The sequence below is a fragment of the Streptomyces mutabilis genome (genome assembly GCF_014649815.1).
Taxonomy (GTDB): Bacteria; Actinomycetota; Actinomycetes; order Streptomycetales; family Streptomycetaceae; genus Streptomyces; species Streptomyces mutabilis.
The window spans coordinates 1-512 of record NZ_BMTT01000333.1 but is presented as its reverse complement, the minus strand read 5'-3'; the positions used below and the strand labels follow the sequence as shown (position 1 = coordinate 512).

Annotated in this window: 1 pseudogene; it reads left to right on the top strand. The window is 39.6% G+C overall.

The features are described 5' to 3' along the window. A pseudogene (gene ackA, locus IE142_RS40540) lies at positions 1-512 on the top strand (acetate kinase); the annotation flags it as partial.

The following is a 512-nucleotide window of genomic DNA, read 5'->3' as shown; positions in this document are numbered from 1 at the left end:
ATCCGCCGTTACGGTGCTCACGGAACTAGCCATTTCTTTGTTTCCCGTGAAGCAGCTAAAATGTTAAATAAACCTGTTGATGAACTGAACGTAATCACTTGCCATTTAGGTAATGGTGGTTCTGTTTCTGCTATTGTTAACGGTAAATGTGTTGATACTTCTATGGGTTTAACACCATTAGAAGGTTTAGTCATGGGTACTCGTAGTGGTGATATCGATCCTGCTATCGTGTTCCATTTACATGACACTTTAGGTATGAGCGTTGAAGATATTAATAAACTGCTCACTAAAGAATCTGGTTTATTAGGTTTAACGGAAGTTACTAGTGACTGCCGTTATGTTGAAGATAACTACGAAACAAAAGCTGATGCTAAACGTGCAATGGACGTTTACTGCCATCGCTTAGCAAAATACATCGGTTCTTATTGTGCACTGATGGAAGGTCGTTTAGATGCCATTATCTTCACTGGTGGTATCGGTGAAAATGCAGCAATGGTTCGTGAATTATCACT